This is a genomic window from Salinibacterium sp. NG22 (assembly GCF_015864925.1).
GTDB lineage: Bacteria > Actinomycetota > Actinomycetes > Actinomycetales > Microbacteriaceae > Rhodoglobus.
Map to the genome: position 1 here is coordinate 1,368,070 of NZ_JADYWG010000001.1, position 16,890 is coordinate 1,384,959.

Genomic DNA, 16,890 nt, shown 5'->3' on the forward strand with positions numbered 1-16,890 from the left:
CCTAGGCCGTTGCTACCCCGGGCGACTTGCGTGGCCGTGGGGTGCGTGCCGGCTTCGAAGGGGTGCTTTCGTCGCTGTCGCTTGCGTCAGCCTTCGGCACCTTCTTCTTGGGAACCTTGATGGGAGGCAACTGCGACACGGGGCGCGCGTCGCTCGAGAGCCACTGGGGACGCTCGGGAAGCTTGGCGATTCCCTTGAAGATCTTGTCGAGCTCGACGTGGTCGAGGGTCTCTTTCTCCATCAACTCGAGGGCGATCTTGTCGAGCACCTTGCGGTTCTCGTTGAGCATCTGCCATGCCTCGTCGTGAGCTTTCTCGATCAACAGTCGAACTTCTTCGTCAATGATCTTGGCGAGCTCTTCGGAGTATTCGCGGCTCGAACTCATGTCGCGACCCATGAAGGGTTCGCTTGAGGCACTGCCCAGCTTCACGGAACCGATTCGGGCACTCATGCCGTATTCGGTGACCATGCGGCGAGCAATCGAGGTGGCCTTCTCGATGTCGTTGGATGCCCCGGTCGTCGGGTCGTGGAACACGATTTCTTCCGCAACACGACCACCCATCGCGTAGGCGAGCTGATCGAGCAGCTCGTTACGCGAAACGGAGTACTTGTCTTCGAGCGGCATCACCATCGTGTAACCGAGGGCACGACCGCGAGGAAGAATGGTGATCTTCGTGACGGGGTCGGTGTTGCGCATCGAGGCAGCAGCCACCGCGTGACCACCCTCGTGGTACGCCGTGACGAGCTTCTCTTTGTCGTTCATGAGGCGCGAACGACGCTGCGGGCCGGCCATGACACGGTCAACGGCCTCGTCGAGAGCACGGTTGTCGATGAGCTGCGCGTTGGAGCGCGCGGTCAGCAAGGCTGCTTCGTTGAGCACGTTCGCCAGGTCAGCACCGGTGAAGCCGGGTGTTTTGCGAGCGAGCACTTCGAGGTCAACGCCCTCGGCCATGGGCTTGCCCTTGGCGTGCACTTCGAGAATCTGCTTGCGACCGATCTTGTCGGGAGCATCCACACCGATCTGGCGGTCGAAACGACCAGGGCGCAGAAGCGCGGGGTCGAGAACATCAGGGCGGTTCGTTGCGGCGATGAGGATCACGTTGGCATTGACGTCGAAGCCATCCATCTCGACCAGCAACTGGTTGAGAGTCTGCTCGCGCTCATCGTTACCGCCACCGATTCCGGCACCACGGTGACGACCAACAGCATCGATCTCGTCGATGAAGATGATTGCGGGAGCATTCTGCTTGGCCTGCTCGAAGAGGTCGCGAACACGGCTTGCACCGACACCCACGAACATTTCGACGAAGTCAGAGCCAGAGATTGTGTAGAACGGCACGCCAGCTTCACCCGCGGTGGCCTTGGCCAGCAGGGTCTTACCGGTTCCGGGAGGGCCGTACAGCAGTACGCCCTTCGGGATGCGGGCGCCAACAGCCAAGAACTTGGCCGGTTCTTTCAGGAAGTCTTTGATTTCTTCGAGCTCTTCGATGGCCTCGTCAGCACCAGCGACATCCGCAAAAGTGGCCTGCGGGGTGTCTTTACCCACGAGCTTGGCCTTCGACTTGCCGAACTGCATGACCTTGCCGCCGCCACCCTGCATGCGGCTGAAGATGAAGAAGAAGATGATGCCGATGATGAGGAACGGCAGCATGATCGAGAGGAAGGAGACGAAGAAGTTTTCCTGCGGAACCTGGTCGTTGAACTCCTTGACGTCGGCGCCGTTGACAGCAGAAACGATCTCGGTGCCACGCGGTGCTACGTAGTAGAACTGCACCTTCGTTCCGTTGTCGCCGTCGGCTTTGGAGAGCTCGAGGTCAACGCGCTGCTCACCGTCAATGATGGTGGCTGATGACACCGTCGATCCCTGAAGAAGGTCGAGGCCCTCTTGAGTGGTGATCTCTTTGTAGCCCTCGCCGAGGAGAAGGCTCGCGGCGATCGAGACGGCGGCGATACCGATGATGATGTACGGAACGGGGCCGCGGAAAATGCGCTTAAAATTCATGATGTTCCGGGTCGGGCGACCCAGTGCCTCTCTCTGAAGAAACGTGCTGCAAGGTTACCGTTATCGCGCTGCAAGACCACTGCATGTTTGCCCTCGGCGTAATGCGTTCCGAGCGGGCTCGCTGCGGCTAGTGGCTTTCGGTTGTCACCGCGAAGGTTTGCACGCGGGGTGGCAGTTCGGGGCTCATCAGGATGTGGCACTTGATGCGACCGCGTTTGCCGTCGATCGTCCAGTTGGTCACGGCAGGAGTGTCGCTGAGGGTGCGCGGTACTTCGGTCAGCGGCGCATCGGTGAGTGGCCCCACCTCAGCAATCGCTTTCGCAACGCCAGCGATGCGCTCTTCCCACGGAACATCGAGCGCCAAGTTCACGGCGGCGAGCGCATCCGCGGTGGGGGTATCCCACTCGCGAACGAGGCCATCAAACACGTCGCGAGCGGCCAGAGTTTCGGGCCAGGCCGGAGCTGGCGTCGTCAGCTCGCCGTACGCATTCAACGCAGCCTGCAAAGCCTGAGTTGCCGGGATCGAGGATGCCGCAAACGTGCCATTCTCGAACGCCACAATGCCGAGGCCGGTTGGGGCGTGCCAGCGCATGTGGGCACTCACTCCGGGGTAACCGCCCGAGTGCGACACGATCTTCGTCGTGCCCTCATCGATGAACAGGCCGTAGCCATAACCGTGGGCTGTCGGCTCGGAAAACTCGGCAGCCTTCGACATGCCCTCGGGCACGGCGCGCTGAATCTGCTGAAGTTCGCGGCGGCTGGCGGCAGACAGGGGTCCGTCTGAAGTGCCGTCTGAATCGAGGGCACCAGCGAGCCACAGTGACCAACGCACCAGGTCGGTCGCGCTAGAAAACAAACCACCCATGGAAGAAAAGACTCCGGGCCCGGTGAACGGCTGAACCTGCCACTGCCCATTGGCGAGCCGGTAGCCGAGGGCGACATCGGCATCCGGGTCCTCCTCGAAGCGTGTCGAGGTAAGGCCGAGCGGTTCGAGAATTTCGGCAGCAATCGCCTCGATGTAGGGGCGGCCCGTAATTTCGGCGATGACTTCACCCAGCAGGGCGTAGCCGAGATTCGAGTACTCAAAGCGAGTGCCTGGCGTGCTCGAATAGCGGATGCCCGCCGCCATGAAATCGTCGAGTTCGGCCCGCGTCATCTCCTCCACGCGGTCACCCCACGGGTTATCGGTGGGGAACCCCGCCGACATCGTCATGAGTTGACGCACACTCGGAGTCACGGGAGCAGCCGCTGGCTCGAGAGCGGTGAACGCAGGAACAAAGTCAGTGATCGGCGCATCGAGGCTGAGCTGGCCACGATCGCGCAGCATCAGCAGCAGCGTGCACGTGAAGCTCTTCGTGCACGACGCGATGCGGAACACCGTGTCGCGGTCGGGAGCGTTGCCTTCGCCAAGAACCTTCTCGCCGTAGCCGCCCTCCAGCACAATGCCATCGGGCCCAAAGACCGCGAAGAACGAGGCTGGAGCCTTCTGCTCGGCTACCCGATTCTCAAACAGACCAACGATCTCGTCGGTCGCCTGATCGATTGCTGCCTTCGCCCGCATTCAGCCGGCCCTACGCGTAAACGTGGGGTGCGAGCACTGCGACGCCGCGCAGGTTGCGGTATTTCTCGGCGTAGTCGAGGCCGTAGCCGATCACGAAGGCGTTGGGGATGTCGAAGCCGACGTACTTGACGTCAACTTCGACCTTGGCGGCATCCGGCTTACGCAGCAGGGTGCAGATCTCCACCGAGGCAGCGCCACGGCTGCGCAGGTTGCCGAGCAACCACGAGAGCGTGAGGCCTGAGTCGATGATGTCTTCAACGATGAGCACCTTGCGGCCCTCAAGGTCGCTGTCGAGGTCTTTGAGGATACGAACGACACCCGAGGACTGCGTGCCGGCGCCATACGAAGAGACGGCCATCCAGTCCATCTCGATGGGAAGAGCAAGTTCACGTGCGAGGTCGGCCATCACCATGACAGCACCGCGCAGCACACCAACCAGCAGCAGCTTTTCGCCGGCGTAGTCTGCCTCGATCTGACGCGCCATCACGGCGATCTTCTCGTGGATTTCTTCCTGGGTCAGAAGGACCTCGCTGAGGTCTCCTTCGACATCGCTAAACTGCATCGCGTTCCTCACTGTGGGCCGAAAAGTGGAGTAGGTTCTCTCGTCGTTCAACCCTAACGCCGGGAACGTCGATCGGTCCCTGCCCCCTCCAGTCGGTGACGAGGCGCGCGATCTCCAGAGTGTGGGTGCGGCTGAGTGAGACATGGAACTCGCTGGCCACCGCCAACCTAATCAAACGTTGGCGAAGAGCGGCAGGATTAGCCGCAAGCGCACGCACCGGCAACGAGATTCCGGCCTCCGAAATCTCAGCCAAATCTTCGGCCATTTCTTCGGCAAAATGGTCGAGTGCTTCGGCATCTTCGCGCGCTTGGTCGGCGGTTCGCACTAAAGCGTCGCGGATGCCGGGCCCCAGTTCGCTTTCCAGCAGCGGCAAAACAGTCTGCCGAACCCGCACTCGCGTGTACGAGGTATCGAGGTTGTGCGGGTCATTCCACGCCGCGATTCCGGAGTCTTCGCAGCATTGAACGGTCGTGGTTCGCGGCACTGCCAGTAGTGGCCGGAAGTACTGGCCGGTGTCGGCCGCCATGCCTTTGAGGCTGCCAGCCCCGCTGCCGCGGGCGAGGCCAAGCAGCACTGTTTCGGCCTGGTCGTCGAGGGTGTGGCCGAGCAGCACGCGGATCGCACCGTGCTCGGCGGCGGCTTCGGCGAGCGCCGCGTAGCGCGCGTCACGGGCGGCAGACTCGGGGCCTCCGGCGTCACCGACGAGAACCGAGCGGATGTCGACGGGCTCAAGCCCGAGGTCGCGAGCCTGCTGTGCGGCGGCGGCGGCGACATCCGCTGACCCGTCTTGAAGGTTGTGATTCACGATCACGGCACCGGCCCGCATGCCGGCCTTGGACGCTTCGAAGGCCGTTGCGGCCGCCAGCGCAAGCGAATCGGGGCCTCCGCTGAGGGCGACAAGAACGAGCGGTTCTGAGCCTGCAGGCACCGCCGCCGAACCCGCGGGCACCGGTAATGAGCTCAACGCAGTGCGCACAGCACGCCTCACATCAGCGATTGCGGGAGTAAGACGGGGGCGTCTGTCGGAGTGCATCCAGTAACGTTATTGCAGCAACCCCACATTTTTCTTAGGAGCAGCTACATGGCCGCATACGACGTTGTCGTTGAGATTCCGCGCGGAAGCCGGAACAAGTACGAAGTTGACCACGAAACCGGTCGCGTATTTCTCGACCGTTTTCTCTTCACCACCTTCGCCTACCCCACCGACTACGGCTTCTTCGAGAACACTCTCGGCCTCGACGGTGACCCCGTAGACGCTCTGATTCTGCTCGATGCTCCGACCTTCCCCGGTGTGGGTATTTCGGTTCGTCCGGTTGCTGTGCTCAACATGAGCGACGACGGCGGCATCGACTCCAAGGTCATCTGCGTTCAGGCGAAAGACCCGCGCTGGTCGCACATTCAGGACATCAACGATGTTCCTGAGTTCACGCGCAAGGAGATCGAGCACTTCTTCGAGCACTACAAAGACCTCGAGCCCGGCAAGTGGGTCAAGATCGACGGTTGGGGCGACGCAGCAGAAGCTGACGCGATCGTTCAGGCTGGCTTCGAGAAGCTCAAGGCCGAAGGCCACTAGGCAGTTCACGGCGCACACCGCGCTACACGATCAATGGCGGATGCTTCGGCATTCGCCATTGGCGTTTAAGTGGCGAGAGCGGCTCAGCGCCCCGTGAACTCATCCATCGAGTTGTAGACCTTGAAGACTCGCCCTGCCACAAAATCCCAAGCGCGCGTCGGCAGCACGCCTTTGAGCCCGCGGGCCAGCCCGACTGTCCAGGGCTTCATGAGTAGCGGCTTGCCGCGGAGCATTGCCGACCACGCTGCCGAGGTCGCGATCTCGGGAGTCATGATGGGGGTCAACAGCGGCCCCCGCACGCCGGCGAACATCCCGGTGCTGATGTAGCTGGGCGCAAAAGTGGTCACCGCGATATGGGCGTGGCCTGCTTTGTTCAGTTCGAGCCGCAGCGAATCGCTCCAGCCGATCATGGCCCACTTGGATGCCGCGTAGACACTCATATTCGGATTCGAGAGAGTGCCCGCTGCCGACGCGATATTCAGGATGCGGCTGGGCGCTCCGCCCTCGATCATCGCGGGCAGCAGTTCGCGCGAGAGATACATAGCCGCAAGCGTGTTGATCTGCATGGTCGCTTCGATATCGCGAACCGCGTCGTGCTCCCAGAAGTAGCCACTGCGCACAATGCCCGCGTTGTTGATGAGCACGTGGGGGGTTCCCACTTCGGTGCGGATGCGTTCGGCGACAGACTCGATCGCGGTGCGTGACGAGAGATCGACAACGTAGCTGGTGACGGAACCGCCCGCAACACTCAGAGCGGCTGCTGCGACATCCAGAGCCGTGGCATCGACGTCAAGCAGCACTACTTTCGCGGCACCCTCAGCGACAGCGCGCTGAGCATAAATCTCGCCCATTCCGCGGGCAGCGCCCGTAATCACAACAACGAGTCCGGCAACTGAGTGCATGGCGTGCTCCCTCTGCCAGAGACGTCGTTGCCTCAAGCCTGTGCTCAGACTTTAGCCGAGGCCAACGCCCTTACCTGACATGAATGACACGGGGTTGGTGGTGTCCCACCCGTTGGGGCGAACCTCGAAGTGCAAGTGGCAGCCGGTGGAGTTTCCGGTCGTGCCGACGCTGGCAATTCTGGTTCCGACACCCACGCTCTGACCGTAGGAGACGTTGATGCCGCCGGCAATAATGTGACCGTAAGCGGTGCGCACTCCACCAGCGTGTTCGATGATGATGTAGTTGCCGTAGCCGCCATTCCAGCCATAACCGGCGTACACAACAGTTCCGCTTGATGCGGCGTAGATCGGGGCACCACAGCCAGCGCCAATGTCAGTTCCCTTGTGGAAGCTTGAGCCGTAGTTCGAGCTGTAGCCGTACACCGACGTGATGTAGCCATAGGCAGGCTTAGTCCAGCCGTTGGCGCTCGAGGAGCCTGAACCGCCACTGGAGCCACCGTTTTGAGCGGCGGCAGCAGCAGCGGCAGCCGCGGCTGCCGCAGCAGCCCGCTTCTCGCGTGCAATGCGCTCCGCTTCGCGCTGCTTGACCCCAGCCTGGTAGTCAGCTTCGGTGACGACGCGCTCGGCAGTGAGAGCAGCAAGCTGGGCGTCGAACTCAACCTTGCGTTCCTGCTGCTCCGCTACTGCGATTTCCGCTGCAGCCGCTGCTGCTTGAGCTTCCTCAAACGCTTTCTCGGCGGCGATCTTCAGAACTTCAAGTTCGGCGCGAGCCACTTCGGCAGCATCGCTCAGCGACTGCGCGGTGTTGCGAGCCTGAACGGCGCGATCGAACAGAGCGGATGTCTGCTGGGAAATCTTCGATGACATGCCCAAGTTGTAAAGCAAGGCGTCGGCGTCTTGAGAATTGGCGAGGAGGTTCGTGGTGACGTCTCCGCCGCCAGCACGCACGAGCCGCGCAGCAAGCTCACCAATGCGCTTCTCAGCTTCATCGGCTTCGGCGCTTGCGACATCCGCTTGCTCTTGCAAAGTTTCGGTCTGTGCAGACTTCGCTTGGTACTTCGTGTCGGCCTCTTGCCAAATGTTGCCTTTTTCTTCGGCATCCTTTTGAGTGGCGACGGCTTGAGCTTCGAGTTCTACCAGTGCGGCCTTGATGCGGTCGACTACCTTTTGAGTCGCCGCTTCGTTGTTGCGGGCCTCAGTGACTTCGCTCCACGTGGGGTAGTCATCGGCGAAAGCAGCCTGGCTACTTCCCGCAACAACGCTGACCCCGACGACGAGGCTGAGCGCCGCGACGAAACTGATTGCCCGAAAAGAGTGTGAGCGAAGCTTGTGCTTTGCTGCGGTCCCCCGACTCGCATGCATGACCTTCAATTGTTCCCCTAAACATTGTTCAGCGTCGACTAATGGCCATTAGTCACACGAATAACATTGACCACACTAACAACATGCGACCCAAAAGTCTCAACCTTTTGTTGAATGCGGGTTTCGCGTGCATTAGTGCACGCCGCAACGCATCTCCCCGGCCGATCCCGGCCCATCAGGATGCCATGGAAAGACTGCGGTGCTGATTCGCGAGCATTTCCCTTCAGCAGGAGCACGTTCTGAGGCTTTAGCCGAGTTGAATGCCTTGGCCCGCCATGAACGGCACCGGGTTTGTCGTGTCCCAGCCGTTGGGGCGCACCTCAAAGTGAAGGTGGCATCCGGTGGAGTTTCCGGTCGAGCCGACGCTGGCGATCTTCGTTCCGACGGCCACACTCTGTCCAGAAGAAACCCGAATACCGCCGTCAACGATGTGGCCATACGCGGTGCGCAATCCACCGCTGTGCTCAATGATGATGTAGTTTCCGTAGCCGCCATTCCAGCCATAACCGGCATAGACAACGGTTCCGCTCGACGCCGCATAAATGCCAGCACCACAAGCAGCACCGATATCGGTGCCCTTATGGAAGCTGGAGCCGTAATTCGAGCTGTAGCCATACACCGAAGTGATGTATCCCCCGGCGGGGCGGGCCCAACCACTCAGGCTGATTTCGCCAGCGTCCAAATTCGGAACCTGTGCGGCAGCTTCTGCAGCAGCGCGAGCGGCTTCGCGCTCACGCACGCCCTCTAGATAGCTGTCTTCAGTTGCCTTGCGAGCAGAAGTCAGTGCGGCGAGCTGAGCGTCGAACTCGATCTTGCGCTCCTGCTGCTCGGCGAGAGCTTCTTCGGCGGCCTGAGCGGCGGCCTGAGCCTCAGCGAAAGCCTTTTCAGCCGCGATCTTGAGAACTTCAAGTTCGGCGCGAGCAACTTCGGCAGCATCGCTCAGCGACTGCGCCGTATTGCGAGCTTGAACAGCGCGATCAAACAGGGAGGATGTCTGCTGCGAAATCTTTGACGACATGCCCAGGTTGTAGAGCAGCGCGTCTGCGTCCTGCGAGTTGGCGAGGAGGCTAGTGGTGACGTCGCCACCACCGGCACGCACGAGCCGCGCGGCAAGCTCACCGATGCGTGTCTCAGCTTCGTCAGCTTCGGCGCTTGCGGCATCCGCTTGCTCTTGCAAAGTTGCCGTCTGGGTGGCCTTCGCTTGGTACTTCGTGTCAGCCTCTTGCCAGATGTTGCCCTTTTCTTCGGCCTCTTTCTGGGCGGCTGCGGCATCAGCCTCGAGCTGAACGAGTGCCGCCTCAATGCGCTCGACAACTTTTTTGGTTGCGGCTTCGTCATTGCGGGCTTCGGTGACGTCACTCCACGTGGGGTAGTCATCGGCGAATGCTGCCTGGCTGGTACCGGCAACGACGCTCACGCCAACGACAAGGCTAAGCGCGGCGGTGAAGCCAATGACGCGGAAGGCGAGAGAGCGGAGCGCTCGCGTTGCCGTGGTTCCCCGACTCGCATGCATGACCTTCATTATTCCCCTCAGCGTTATCGGGCGTTGGCTTAGAGCACGTAGCCACGCGGGAAAGATCACCCGCGCCAACGACACTTGGCGCAAAAGTCTCAACCTCTCACTGAACGTAGTATCCGGCGCCGCAAAAGTCGGGTACATTTGAGCCTGTTGGAAAAAGCGCTTCATGAAATATCAGTCAGTTTGCTTCTCAGTTTGGTAAATCACGAAACGCACCGTATGCTTTTCCCTCGGTAGCTAAGAAGTTCTGTGACTTCGAGGCCCCATCGTTTAGTGGCCTAGGACACCGCCCTTTCACGGCGGCAGCACGGGTTCGAATCCCGTTGGGGTCACCAGACACACACAGAATTTAATAGCTTGGCCCTGTAGCGCAGTTGGTTAGCGCGCCGCCCTGTCACGGCGGAGGTCGCCGGTTCAAGTCCGGTCAGGGTCGCAAACAGAATGCCTCTTCGAAAGGAGGGGCTTTTTCTGTAGTGGAGGGAAACCTTCACGAGTAGGAGGAAACTCTTACGGCTCTGTAGCTCAGTTGGTAGAGCGCACGACTGAAAATTGTGAGGTCACGGGATCGACGCCCGTCGGAGCCACTTGACCCTTTCCCGGGCTTCTACCGGGCGAGGGTCATTTTTTTGCCCTCTGGGCCTTCTCGCGTAGCTCGCCATTGAACTTCTGTCTTCACGTTTGCCATCGCCATTGCCATCACGGCAATTCAGGAGAATTCGCAACAGGCACTCGACGAAGCCTTGCTTTCCTCAAGCTGTGCACGCTGGCCTCCCCTATTCTCCCGAGTCTCCAATTGCATACGTGAGTGGCTCGATCGACCTCAGCCACGCCTGACTATGCTCTTCTGTAGCGGCAGTGGGCAGCGTTTGCCGAGGACAATCAGAACGAGGAGCACCTGCACAGTGAGCGCGCTCTTCGAGTTCCTCGTCATGGTCTTCGCTGCGCTCATCCCGTGGGATCCGACAAATCACCGAGCACGTGATCGACGACTCTTTGACGCCAACAAAGTGGCCTGCGCCATCCGGGCGTTGGACGGCCGGGTTCTCAACATTGGCACTGAATGGAGCGTCGGCGTGTGTGAAATCGCCGACGGCCGCCTCACCTTCGTTCCCGAACTCGGAATTGTGGGCGATCGCACTATTCCCGTGCTCAGCGCTACCGCTGTTGCGGGAGAACCAGAGTTTGGGGTCCCTGCAGCCTGGGCAGACTCCGCTCACTTTGTCATCTCGACACGCGATGGTGACCTGTTCTGGGCCTTCCCCAAGCACCTCTCAAGCGAAGTGCTTGCGCTGCTCTTTCCTGAGCGGCAACGCGCTTAAGAAAACACGGCAGCGACGCTCCAAGCCAACAAGAACATCGTTTCCAGCCAGGCGCATCGTGGCGCGCGAATCGCGGCGCCGCTCCGGCCGGGTCGTGCTTCCTAGGTCAATGGCACATCGGGTTCAACCGATGCGTCCGACACCGGGGATGAAACGGCCGACGCGCATCGCGTATTCGGCGTAGTCGACGTAGCGTTCGACGAGCATGCGCTCCTCCCAGCGTGCTTTGGCCATGAGCAGCGCCACGAGCGCCAACCATGTTCCGAGGTGCCACCAGGATGCGCCGGCCAACGCGACACCGAGGGAACCAACCAAGAGGCCGCTATAGATCGGATGGCGAACCCAGCCGTAGAGGCCATCCGTTACCAGCTCTGAGCTCGCGAGCGGCACCGGGTTGGCAGTGAGGGAACGGCCAAGCCCGCGCACCCCGAGGACCGCGACGACCGCTCCGGCGAGCGCGAGCACGCCAGCGACGCTGAAAGCGATTGCGTCTCTGTGCCACAGCGGATCAGTCCACGGCACAAGCACCAACGCAGCGATCAGCACAAATTGGAGCGCAACAAGTGCGAGCCCGATCACGCGTCTGTTCATTAGCGCCTCTTCCTCGTGACGTCCTGACTAGAGGCTACGACCTGTCGTTAGGTACGTCGAGAAAGGTAGCGGGGCGACTTCGCCCCGTGAGTAGCGCGCGCAGCACCCACCCTGTTGGAAACTCAGGAAATCCGAGGATGCGTTCCTGCGACCCGCCAAGCTAACAGGGCTCGCATTGCCACCCCGCGAGATTTTCCTGAATTTCCGACGGCGAGGGGCGAGCATCACAGCGGCGCGCGACGTGAGGGGCGAGGCTCGAGGCTGTCCCATGCCCCTCGACTTGGCGCGACGCTAGAGATAGTCGACAGAGTCAGCACATGGAAAGATTCGAACGTGACTGACACGACTCCCGAATCAGCTTCGGAGATAGCCGCGGATGACGAGACCACGTTTCCGTGGCTGCGAGTCGCGATCGCCACCCAAGTTGTCGCGATTGTGTGGGGCTTCTTTCCCCTCAACGATCCCGAAGCCGGATTGATCACCTCTGGTGTGATCGGGCTTTTACTGCTTATCCAAGTGGGCCGCGGGAGCGAATGGGCCCGCAAAGGTTTTCTCGCGATCAACATGTGGGCACTCGTGCTTCGAGGGCTTGTCGCCTTCGCAGCACAGTACTTTCCGAAGGCGGAATACGAGATCAACTGGGTGAATATGTGCCTGAGCGGCATCGCGGTCTACGCGGTGCTCAAACTTGCGCAACTCGCCCCCACCGCTCGCCCGGCGGCTCCCGCTCCCGCTCCCGAATAGCTCGCGGGCGAAGCAACACCACCGGCGTAGGCTGGAACGATGGATGACGCTTCGAATTCAGGCTGCGGAGACAGCTGCACCTGCACTCCCCAGCGCAGTTCCGCAGCCCCTCTCGGCATGCCACTGGCAGCACCGCCCGCGTCATCCTCAGCATTAACCGCCGACCCGCCCGCCGCATCCGGATCCGCGTCATCCTCAGCAGCAACATCCGCGCCACCGACCGCCGGAACCGGCGACCACCGTGTCGAGCAGGCTGCGATTCCCGCGGGCACCTTCGTGATGGGCGACTCGTCAGGCGACCGCAACGCCGCCGATGGCGAACTGCCGCAACATCCAGTCTCTCTGAGCGCTTTCTCCATCGACGTCACGAGTGTGACGAACGACGACTTCGCACGATTCGTGGATGCCACGGGCTACCTCACCGAGGCAGAAACGTTCGGAAATTCGGCAGTCTTCCATCTCGCTGTCGACGCCCCCAAGGAAGACATTATGGGGCGGGCCGCAGGAGCTCCGTGGTGGTTCGGCGTGACTGGTGCCGACTGGCAGCACCCCGGCGGGCGCAATTCTTCCCTCGAAGGTTTGGGCGATCATCCGGTCGTGCACATCAGCTTCAACGACGCCGAAGCATACTGCGCCTGGGCGGGCCGACGACTTCCCACCGAGGCCGAGTGGGAATATGCCTCTCGCGGCGGTCTCGACCAGTCCAAGTACCCGTGGGGCGACGACGAAATGGATGCCAGCGGCTGGCGCACCAACATCTTCCAAGGTGACTTTCCCCGCACCAACACTCTCGATGATGGTTACCTGACCACCGCGCCCGTGCGCAGCTTCGAGCCCAACGGCTACGGACTCTTCCAAACCGTCGGCAACGTGTGGGAGTGGTGCTCTGACTGGTACGACGCGAACTACTATTCGACACTCGCCGCCGATGCGCCCACCGACAACCCGGCCGGCCCCAGCGGGGGAACCGTTCGGGTGCTGCGCGGCGGCAGTTACCTATGCCACATCTCGTACTGCAACCGTTATCGCAACTCGGCCCGCTCGCAGAACACTCCCGATTCCTCGATGGGCAACGCCGGGTTCCGCACTGTCGCACTGTAGCTAGCCCGTCGACTCGCGAGCGAGCGCTAGGGCGTTGCCACCTCAAAGGTGTTGCACGCGCTCGGACCGCCGTTGAGCCCGGTCGTAAACCACTGCTGACGCTTATCGCTCGAGCCGTGCGTCCACGACTCGGGAGTTACCTGACCCTGGGTCGACTCTTGGATGCGGTCGTCGCCTACAGCCGAAGCTGCGCTCAGAGCATCCGCAATTTGGGCATCCGTGACGGGGTCAAGAAAGACCACCCCGTCATCGTTAGTGATGGTGGATGCCGCCCCCACCCACGCTCCCGCGAAACAGTCTGCCTGCAACTCGAGTCGCACCGAGTCGGATGACGGGCCCGTTGTTTGACGATCGAGGCCCTCCATAATTCCTGTGGAATTCTGAATGTGGTGGCCCCACTCATGCACAATGACATACATCTCGGCCAGAGGCCCGCCGGAGGAACCGAACCGGCTGCGCAGGTCATCGTAGAAAGCGGTGTCGACGTAGATCTTCTCGTCGGCAGGGCAATAGAACGGCCCCGTCGCGCTCGTCGCGCCACCGCATCCGGTGTTGACCTGATCAGTGAAAAGAACAACGTTGGTGGTGCGGTAGCCGTCGACCTGCCCCTCCCAATAGGTATCGAGCGAATCTGCTGCTCCGGCGATACGGCAATCGATGCCGCTATTGGCTTTCTCTGCCGTAGTGCATTCCGTGAGCGCTTGGCCCTGTTCTTGCTCTCCGCTCGGTGCACCGCCGCCCACAAGCCCGGTCAAATCGACGCCGAGAACTTGAGACGCGATGAAGAGCCCAATGACCAGCAGTGTGCTGCCGCCGCCGACCGCGATTCCGGTGTTGCGCCCGCGCCGGGAGACTTTGTCTGGATTGATGCGGGCATTGTCGTTGAACGTCATAGAGGGAATTTACTATGCACCGGGACCACATCCCGATCTACTCAGATATCCTTGAGGAATGAATTTCATCTCCGTAATCACCGTTCTCGGCAAGGCAGTGCTCGTCGTTATGGGTGCGATTGTTGCGCTCACGGGCATCATCTTGCTCGTGAACCTGGCCGTTCCGAGCTTGCTCGCCGGCTTCACGCACTAAATGCGTCACCTCGACGGACGCGTTAGCTGAGCGACACCCACATTTCAGCGATTCTTCGGACAACTCCGACACGGGAGTTCTAGGCTAAAGGCCTACCGAAGGAGAACGTGATGCGCGAGTCCAAAGATGTAGTCCGCCAGATCACCGTCGCTGCGAGCGCGACCTTTGCCCTCATCGGGGCCTTCGTGGGATCTGGCGCCTATGGCGGCACCCCCGTAGAGGAAGTTGCAGGCGGTGCGCTGAGCGCCGATGCTACCGTCATCGCCCCGGCCGGTGCAGCATTCACCATCTGGAGCATCATCTACTTCGGCCTCGTCGCCTACGCCGTGTGGCAGATGCTGCCGAAACAGACCAGCACCGAGCTGCACCGTCGCGTGGGGTACTGGGTTGCTGCCTCTCTCGTGTTGAATGCGGCCTGGATTCTCTCGATTCAGTTCGACATGCTCGCTCTGAGTGTTCCGGTGATCATCCTCTTGCTCATCGTGCTCATCCGGGCCTACCTCATCACCGTCAAGCTGCCCGCTGCCGGCGCAATCGACACCATCATCACCGACGGCACCATCGGTCTCTACCTCGGTTGGGTCTGCGTCGCCACCGCAGCCAATATCGCCGCGTGGCTCACTGCCATCGGCTTTACGGGCTTCGGCATCTCGCAGGATGTGTGGGGCGTCGCTGTTGTCTTCGTTGCTGGCGCCGTCGGTATCGCCCTCGCTGCCCGTGGCCGCGCGCACTTTGCGCCATCGCTTTCGCTGAGCTGGGGGCTCGCATGGGTTGCCGTTGGACGCCTCACCGGCGACCTCATCTCGCAGCCCACCGCGGTCGCTGCGATCGTTGCTCTCGTCGCCGTACTCGCCAGTGCCGCGGTGTTCACCGCCGCACGCCTGAGGGCTGAACAGACCGCTCAATGAACGATCGACGCGCCTCACGCAAACGCTGGTTAGGCCTCCTCTTCATCAGCATTGCCGTGGCGCTCATCATCGTTGACTCGACGATTGTTAACGTTGCCATCCCGTCGGTTGTCGAAGACCTCGACCTTAATTCCACTCAAGTGCAGTGGGTGCAGGAAAGCTACACCCTTGTTTTCGCTGCACTACTGCTCGTGTTTGGCACCCTCGCTGACCGCTACGGTCGTCGCAAGGTTCTGCTCATCGGTGTGGCGATTTTCGCTCTCTCCTCGATTCTTGCCGCCACTGCCGCGACGGGCGAACTGCTGATCGCTTCCCGCCTGGTGCAGGGCGTCGGCGGGGCAATGATCCTTCCGTCGTCACTCTCGACGATCAACGCAACCTTCCGCGGCCGCGAGCGCGCTATCGCCTTCGCCGTCTGGGGCTCCACCATCGGCGGCATGGCGGCTGTCGGCCCGCTCCTCGGCGGCTGGCTCACGACGTATTACTCCTGGCGCTGGGCCTTTGGCATCAACGTGCCGCTCGGCGTCATCATCGTTATCGGCATCCTGATCTTCACGATCGAATCGAAGGAGCCCTCGGCCCAACGACGAGTGGATGTCGTGGGCGCGGTTCTCTCTGTCGTGCTGTTTGCGTCACTGGTCTTCGCTCTCATTGAGGGCCGCAGCTATGGCTGGTTCTTCAGCGACACCCCTCCCGCCTTCTGGACGTGGGACGTCTCCCCTATCCCCTTCGCCTTTGCCCTCGCCCTCGTGAGCGGCATCGTGTTTGTGCGCTGGGGTTTCGCTCGCGAGCGCGCGGGCAAATCGACGATGCTCGCGTTTGGACTGCTGAAGATTCCGTCGTTCCGCAATGGAAATATTGCTGCGATGATCGTCTCTCTCGGTGAGTTCGGCATCATCCTGTCGCTACCGCTGTGGCTGCAGAACGTGCTCGGCTATGACGCCCTGCAGACTGGTTTCGTCATCCTCGCCCTCGCTATTGGTTCGTTCGTCGCGAGTGGCTTCGCCGGTGCGTTCGGCAACAAGGTGACTCCTGTCACGATCGTGCGCGTCGGAATCGGCGCCGAGATCGTGGGGGTGCTGATCGTCGCGTTCGTCCTGAGCCCAGATGCCGCCTGGTGGCACATCGCGCCCGGCCTCTTCATCTACGGCTTCGGAGTCGGTCTCGCCACCGCCCAACTCACGAGCGTTGTGCTCAAGGACGTGCCTCTCAGCCAGTCGGGTCAGGGCTCCGGAACCCAGAGCACCGCTCGCCAGATCGGCTCTGCGCTCGGAATCGCAATCTTGGGAACCGTGCTCTTCGCGAGCCTCGGCACCGGGCTCGACGCCAAGCTTGCGGAGCGCGCGGACATCCCCGCCGAAGCCCGCACCCAGATCGTGGATCTCGTCGTCGACTCCGCCGGCACCGGCATCAGCGCGCTCGATGCTCAGTCGCCGGATGCCGCAGCCGACGCCCGTCAAGCGTTCACCGATTCGACACGGTATTCCGCGCTCGCGGCTGCCGGTTTCCTTGCGTTTGGATTCCTCGCCAGCCTTCGTCTCGACGCTGGACGCCGCGGCGACGATGACGCCGAGGGTGCCGGCGATGACGAGAGTGACGGCGCTGGTGCACGCTACGCTGCAGAGTCAACTGACGAGTCCGCGCGAGAATAACCGCCGGG

Annotated in this window: 16 protein-coding genes and 3 tRNA genes; 10 read left to right on the forward strand and 9 right to left on the reverse strand. The window is 61.5% G+C overall.

What is annotated here, in order from left to right; translation table 11 throughout:
* Position 1: 1 nt before the first annotated feature.
* From ftsH to tilS, 4 genes are all read right to left on the reverse strand, one after another.
* Positions 2-2,002 carry an ATP-dependent zinc metalloprotease FtsH gene (ftsH, locus tag I6E81_RS06720; protein WP_197106570.1) on the reverse strand — a complete coding sequence of 667 codons (2,001 nt, stop codon included), beginning with the start codon at positions 2,000-2,002 and terminating at the stop codon, positions 2-4.
* 127 nt (positions 2,003-2,129) lie between these two features.
* The gene (locus tag I6E81_RS06725; protein WP_197106571.1) at positions 2,130-3,563 is read right to left on the reverse strand and encodes a serine hydrolase; all 1,434 of its coding nucleotides are present in this window, start codon (positions 3,561-3,563) and stop codon (positions 2,130-2,132) included.
* A 10-nt stretch (positions 3,564-3,573) separates the two neighbouring features.
* Positions 3,574-4,125 carry a hypoxanthine phosphoribosyltransferase gene (gene hpt, locus I6E81_RS06730; RefSeq protein ID WP_197106572.1) on the reverse strand — a complete coding sequence of 184 codons (552 nt, stop codon included), beginning with the start codon at positions 4,123-4,125 and terminating at the stop codon, positions 3,574-3,576.
* Positions 4,115-5,158 carry a tRNA lysidine(34) synthetase TilS gene (gene tilS, locus I6E81_RS06735; RefSeq protein WP_197106573.1) on the reverse strand — a complete coding sequence of 348 codons (1,044 nt, stop codon included), beginning with the start codon at positions 5,156-5,158 and terminating at the stop codon, positions 4,115-4,117. Before tilS ends, hpt begins: the two co-directional genes overlap by 11 nt.
* Positions 5,159-5,206: 48 nt before the next feature.
* Here tilS and I6E81_RS06740 point away from each other — a divergent pair, with 48 nt between their 5' ends.
* On the forward strand, positions 5,207-5,698 hold the full coding sequence (locus I6E81_RS06740; protein ID WP_197106574.1) for an inorganic diphosphatase: 492 nt from the start codon (positions 5,207-5,209) through the stop codon (positions 5,696-5,698).
* An 83-nt stretch (positions 5,699-5,781) separates the two neighbouring features.
* Here the strand turns inward: I6E81_RS06740 and I6E81_RS06745 are convergent, their stop codons facing one another.
* From I6E81_RS06745 to I6E81_RS06755, 3 genes are all read right to left on the reverse strand, one after another.
* Positions 5,782-6,600, reverse strand: a complete 819-nt coding sequence (locus I6E81_RS06745) for an SDR family NAD(P)-dependent oxidoreductase (RefSeq protein WP_197106575.1) — start codon at positions 6,598-6,600, stop codon at positions 5,782-5,784.
* Positions 6,601-6,651: 51 nt separating this feature from the next.
* Positions 6,652-7,962, reverse strand: coding sequence for a M23 family metallopeptidase (locus I6E81_RS06750; protein WP_231599820.1), 1,311 nt, complete (start codon positions 7,960-7,962; stop codon positions 6,652-6,654).
* Between the two features lie 247 nt (positions 7,963-8,209).
* On the reverse strand, positions 8,210-9,484 hold the full coding sequence (locus tag I6E81_RS06755) for a M23 family metallopeptidase (protein ID WP_197106577.1): 1,275 nt from the start codon (positions 9,482-9,484) through the stop codon (positions 8,210-8,212).
* Between the two features lie 256 nt (positions 9,485-9,740).
* Here I6E81_RS06755 and I6E81_RS06760 point away from each other — a divergent pair.
* The 4 genes from I6E81_RS06760 (at position 9,741) to I6E81_RS06775 (ending at position 10,800) form a co-directional block, all read left to right on the forward strand.
* Positions 9,741-9,816 (forward strand) — tRNA-Glu (locus I6E81_RS06760).
* Between the two features lie 24 nt (positions 9,817-9,840).
* Positions 9,841-9,914 (forward strand) — tRNA-Asp (locus tag I6E81_RS06765).
* Between the two features lie 78 nt (positions 9,915-9,992).
* Positions 9,993-10,065 (forward strand) — tRNA-Phe (locus tag I6E81_RS06770).
* Positions 10,066-10,383: 318 nt separating this feature from the next.
* The gene (locus I6E81_RS06775) at positions 10,384-10,800 is read left to right on the forward strand and encodes a hypothetical protein (RefSeq protein ID WP_197106578.1); all 417 of its coding nucleotides are present in this window, start codon (positions 10,384-10,386) and stop codon (positions 10,798-10,800) included.
* A 123-nt stretch (positions 10,801-10,923) separates the two neighbouring features.
* Here I6E81_RS06775 and I6E81_RS06780 read toward each other — a convergent pair whose 3' ends face one another.
* The gene (locus I6E81_RS06780) at positions 10,924-11,391 is read right to left on the reverse strand and encodes an isoprenylcysteine carboxylmethyltransferase family protein (RefSeq protein WP_197106579.1); all 468 of its coding nucleotides are present in this window, start codon (positions 11,389-11,391) and stop codon (positions 10,924-10,926) included.
* A 333-nt stretch (positions 11,392-11,724) separates the two neighbouring features.
* Between I6E81_RS06780 and I6E81_RS06785 the strand changes: the two genes are divergently transcribed.
* Together I6E81_RS06785 and I6E81_RS06790 are read left to right on the forward strand one after the other, a co-directional pair.
* Positions 11,725-12,135 (forward strand): hypothetical protein, encoded by a 411-nt coding sequence (locus I6E81_RS06785; protein ID WP_197106580.1) that lies wholly within the window; start codon positions 11,725-11,727, stop codon positions 12,133-12,135.
* A gap of 39 nt (positions 12,136-12,174) precedes the next feature.
* Positions 12,175-13,236: a formylglycine-generating enzyme family protein gene (locus I6E81_RS06790; RefSeq protein ID WP_255529022.1), complete on the forward strand. Its 1,062-nt coding sequence runs from the start codon at positions 12,175-12,177 to the stop codon at positions 13,234-13,236.
* Positions 13,237-13,262: 26 nt separating this feature from the next.
* Here the strand turns inward: I6E81_RS06790 and I6E81_RS06795 are convergent, their stop codons facing one another.
* Positions 13,263-14,129 carry a neutral zinc metallopeptidase gene (locus I6E81_RS06795; RefSeq protein WP_197106581.1) on the reverse strand — a complete coding sequence of 289 codons (867 nt, stop codon included), beginning with the start codon at positions 14,127-14,129 and terminating at the stop codon, positions 13,263-13,265.
* 58 nt (positions 14,130-14,187) lie between these two features.
* Between I6E81_RS06795 and I6E81_RS14485 the strand changes: the two genes are divergently transcribed.
* The 3 genes from I6E81_RS14485 to I6E81_RS06805 all read left to right on the forward strand — a co-directional run bounded on the left by I6E81_RS14485 (position 14,188) and on the right by I6E81_RS06805 (position 16,882).
* Positions 14,188-14,322, forward strand: a complete 135-nt coding sequence (locus I6E81_RS14485; protein WP_255528431.1) for a hypothetical protein — start codon at positions 14,188-14,190, stop codon at positions 14,320-14,322.
* Between the two features lie 110 nt (positions 14,323-14,432).
* On the forward strand, positions 14,433-15,230 hold the full coding sequence (locus I6E81_RS06800) for a tryptophan-rich sensory protein (protein ID WP_197106582.1): 798 nt from the start codon (positions 14,433-14,435) through the stop codon (positions 15,228-15,230).
* The gene (locus I6E81_RS06805) at positions 15,227-16,882 is read left to right on the forward strand and encodes a DHA2 family efflux MFS transporter permease subunit (protein ID WP_197106583.1); all 1,656 of its coding nucleotides are present in this window, start codon (positions 15,227-15,229) and stop codon (positions 16,880-16,882) included. Before I6E81_RS06800 ends, I6E81_RS06805 begins: the two co-directional genes overlap by 4 nt.
* Positions 16,883-16,890 lie beyond the last annotated feature (8 nt).